Origin of the sequence: Polaribacter sp., assembly GCF_039939415.1 — a bacterium.
GTDB lineage: Bacteria > Bacteroidota > Bacteroidia > Flavobacteriales > Flavobacteriaceae > Polaribacter.
The window spans coordinates 1-3,582 of the sequence record NZ_JBDVJE010000093.1 but is presented as its reverse complement, the minus strand read 5'-3'; the positions used below and the strand labels follow the sequence as shown (position 1 = coordinate 3,582).

Genomic DNA, 3,582 nt, shown 5'->3' with positions numbered 1-3,582 from the left:
TGTCTTTATACATCTTAACTTTTGGTTTGGCTTTTTTAGAAACTACTGCAAATCCTTTTAGATTAACAATGGGAGATGAAAAAACGGCAACACAACGTTTAAATCTTGCACAAGCATTTAACCCAATTGGTTCTTTATTTGGAATGTTTGTAGCATCTAAATTTATATTAGTTGCTTTAGATTCTGATAAAAGAAATGAAGCTGGCGAAATGATATTTAGCACATTATCTGAAATTGAAAAAGCAACCATTAGAACACATGATTTATCTATCATTAGAAATCCTTACGTTATACTTGGTTTTGTGGTAATAGCCATGTTTATTATTATCAGTTTAATCAAAATGCCTAAAAGAAAAAAGATAGAAAATCCAACTAGTGCAATATCTTCTTTTAAAAGATTGTTTAAAAACAGTAAGTATAAAGAAGGGGTTTTAGCTCAACTTTTTTATGTTGCTGCACAAATTATGTGTTGGACTTTTATTATACAATATGCTGGTAATTTGGGTATTTCTAAAGCAGAAGCACAAAACTATAATATTATTGCAATGTCTATTTTTCTCACAAGTAGATTTATTAGTACATTTTTAATGAAATATATAAACGCTAAAAAACTACTAATGATTTTTGCTCTTTGTGCAATGGCTACAGTTTCTGGAGTTATTTTAATTGAAGGGATGACTGGTTTATATCTTTTAGTAGCAACTTCAGCTTTTATGTCTTTAATGTTTCCAACAATTTATGGAATTGCACTTGATGGGTTAAGTAAAGAAGATACTGCTCTTGGGGCTGCTGGTTTAGTTATGGCAATTGTAGGTGGTGCCTTAATGCCAATTCTACAAGGGTCTATGATAGATATGGAAAAAATAGGACCTTTTATTGGTGTTAATTTTTCTTTTATTCTTCCTTTTATCTGTTTTTGTTTTATTGCTTTATATGGTTATAGAACTTTTAAAATTCATAAATAAAACTACATTTTATGAAAAGATATTGTTTTGCTTTAGATTTAAAAAATGATTCTAAATTAATTTCAGAATATAAAAAATATCATGAAAAAATTTGGCCAGAAATAACCAAAAGTATTACAGCTGCTGGAATAGAAAATTTAGAAATTTATATAGCTTTCAACAGGTTATTTATGATAATGGAAGTAAACAACTCATTTTCTTTTGAAAAGAAAACTGCAATGGATTTAGAAAACCCAAAAGTGCAAGAATGGGAAACTTTGATGTGGAAATATCAACAAGCTTTACCAAAATCAAAACCCAATGAAAAATGGAAATTGATGGATAAAATTTATCAGTTGAAATAATATTAATAATATGGAATTAACGATTAACCCAAAATACCCATCAGTAGACGATTTACGAAAAAGAGCTATGGTAAAAATGCCAAAATTTGCTTTTGAATATTTAGATGGAGGATGTAATGAAGATATCAATTTAGATAAAAATAGAACTGATTTACAGAAAATTGAATTGATGCCTCAATACTTATCTAAGTTTGAGAAATCAGAAATGAAAACAGAGTTATTTGGACATACATATGATGCGCCTTTTGGAATTTCTCCTGTAGGTTTACAAGGATTGATGTGGCCAAATTCTCCAGAAATTTTAGCAAAATCTGCAACAAAACATAATGTTCCTTTTATTTTAAGTACAGTCACTACTTCTAGCATAGAGCGTGTGGCAGAAATTACAGAAGGAAAATCTTGGTTTCAATTATATCATCCAGCAGAAGAAGCTGTAAAACGTGATTTATTAGATAGAGCTGCTGCTGCTGGTACAGACGTATTAGTTATTTTAGCAGATGTGCCAACATTTGGATATAGACCTCGTGACGTTCGTAATGGACTAGCAATGCCTCCAAGTATGAGTGTTAAAAATATAATTGAAGTAATGAAAAAGCCAGATTGGGCTTTACAAACTTTAATACATGGACAACCTAGTTTTAAAACATTAGAGAAATATATGCCTAAAGGACTTAACTTAAAAAAGTTAGGAGAATTTATGGATGCAACTTTTTCTGGTAGATTAAATGAAGATAGAATTGCTTCTATTCGTGATCAATGGAAAGGTAAATTAGTCATAAAAGGAGTAGTAAGTGAAGAAGATACACAAAGGTCTATTGATTTGGGTGTAGATGGAATTATTGTTTCTAATCATGGAGGTCGTCAATTAGATGCAGGACAATCTTCTATTGTACCTATGACTAATTTGGCTGAGAAATTTGGAGATAAAACAAAAATAATGGTAGATTCAGGTTTACGTGGAGGTCCAGATATAGCAAGAGCTATGGCTAGCGGAGCAGAATTTACTTTTATGGGACGAAGCTTTATGTATGGTGTAGGCGCTTTAGGAAAACAAGGTGGAGATCATACAATTTCTTTAATGAAAAGAGAATTATTACAAGTTATGGAGCAAATTTGTTGTCAAGAAACAGGTGCTTTCAAACCGCATTTAATTAAATAATATCAAAAAAACACTCTTTTAAAAAAGAGTGTTTTTCTTTTTCTAATAAAACAAATTCGAAACAAAAGTTCTACATCAAAAAAATTAAATGTAGAAAAGTTTAAAATTACTCTCTTTACAAATGATGGTTATTAATGAATCAAATATATAAATTAAAATAACATCTCAATGAAAGTAGGATTATTCATTCCTTGTTACGTAAATCAATTATACCCACAAGTAGCAATAGCAACTTTAAAGTTACTAGAAAAATTAAATATTGCTGTTTATTATCCATCTACACAAACTTGCTGTGGACAACCTTTAGGAAATTCAGGTTATAGAAGACGACTCTAAAGGAGCTTGTCAATTATTTGTAGAGAATTTTAAAGAATATGATTACATCGTTGATCCTTCTGGAAGCTGTATTTATCATGTAAAAAAACATTTTGATATTTAAGAGCAAACACCAAATGTAATTAAGGTAAGAAACAATGCTTATGAACTGTGTGAATTTATCACCAAAATAATAGGCAAAACAGATTTAGGAGCCAAATTCCCACACAAAGTAGGTTTGCACAAAAGCTGTCATGGTTTACGTGGTTTACACTTAGGTTCTTGCTCAGAAAGAATGGATCCTCATTTTTCTACCGAAGAAAATTTATTAAATGCTATTGATGGTTTAGAACTAATGTCTTTAAATAGAAAAGATGAATGTTGTGGATTTGGAGGAACATTTTCTGTTTTTGAAGAAGCTATTTCTGTAAAAATGGGAAAAGATAGAATGCAAGATCATATAGATAGTGAAGTAGAAGTAATTACAGGAGCAGATCATTCTTGCTTAATGCATTTAGAAGGTTTAATTAATAGATAAAAAAAGCCTTTAAAAGTAATGCATATAGCATAAATTTTAAATAAAAACATATAGAATACTATGGCTCACGCAGAAAAAGCAACAGAATTTAATAAAAATGAAGCTAAAGTTAGTTGGCATGATAAAGCTTTGTGGTATGTTAGAGAAAAGAGAGATAAATCGGCTCATGGCGTTCAAGGTTGGGAACATTTAAGAGATGTTGCTTCTGGTATTAAAGACAATGCTTTACATTTAGATTGTAGAACAGTAGAATCTAAACCT

At 30.0% G+C, this 3,582-nt stretch carries 5 protein-coding genes and 1 pseudogene; all 6 read left to right on the top strand.

Translation table 11 applies throughout. The annotated features are described in order from the left end of the window. The coding region (gene fucP, locus ABJG40_RS14370; protein WP_348025284.1) for an L-fucose:H+ symporter permease at positions 1-965 on the top strand (965 nt) is incomplete at its 5' end. Positions 966-976: 11 nt separating this feature from the next. Next, positions 977-1,309, top strand: coding sequence for an L-rhamnose mutarotase (locus tag ABJG40_RS14365; RefSeq protein ID WP_348025283.1), 333 nt, complete (start codon positions 977-979; stop codon positions 1,307-1,309). A 10-nt stretch (positions 1,310-1,319) separates the two neighbouring features. Beyond that, on the top strand, positions 1,320-2,468 hold the full coding sequence (locus tag ABJG40_RS14360) for an alpha-hydroxy acid oxidase (protein ID WP_348025282.1): 1,149 nt from the start codon (positions 1,320-1,322) through the stop codon (positions 2,466-2,468). A 168-nt stretch (positions 2,469-2,636) separates the two neighbouring features. Then, positions 2,637-2,804: a (Fe-S)-binding protein gene (locus ABJG40_RS14355; protein WP_348025281.1), complete on the top strand. Its 168-nt coding sequence runs from the start codon at positions 2,637-2,639 to the stop codon at positions 2,802-2,804. Between the two features lie 217 nt (positions 2,805-3,021). Continuing rightward, positions 3,022-3,321 carry a (Fe-S)-binding protein gene (locus ABJG40_RS14350; RefSeq protein ID WP_348025280.1) on the top strand — a complete coding sequence of 100 codons (300 nt, stop codon included), beginning with the start codon at positions 3,022-3,024 and terminating at the stop codon, positions 3,319-3,321. Positions 3,322-3,381: 60 nt separating this feature from the next. Beyond that, a pseudogene (locus tag ABJG40_RS14345) lies at positions 3,382-3,582 on the top strand (4Fe-4S ferredoxin); the annotation flags it as partial.

Excerpts from the sequence above, each read along its gene's own strand:
- ABJG40_RS14365 (WP_348025283.1), top strand. The coding sequence starts at position 977 with ATGAAAAGATATTGTTTTGCTTTAGATTTAAAAAATGATTCTAAATTA.
- ABJG40_RS14360 (WP_348025282.1), top strand. The coding sequence starts at position 1,320 with ATGGAATTAACGATTAACCCAAAATACCCATCAGTAGACGATTTACGA.
- ABJG40_RS14355 (WP_348025281.1), top strand. The coding sequence starts at position 2,637 with ATGAAAGTAGGATTATTCATTCCTTGTTACGTAAATCAATTATACCCA.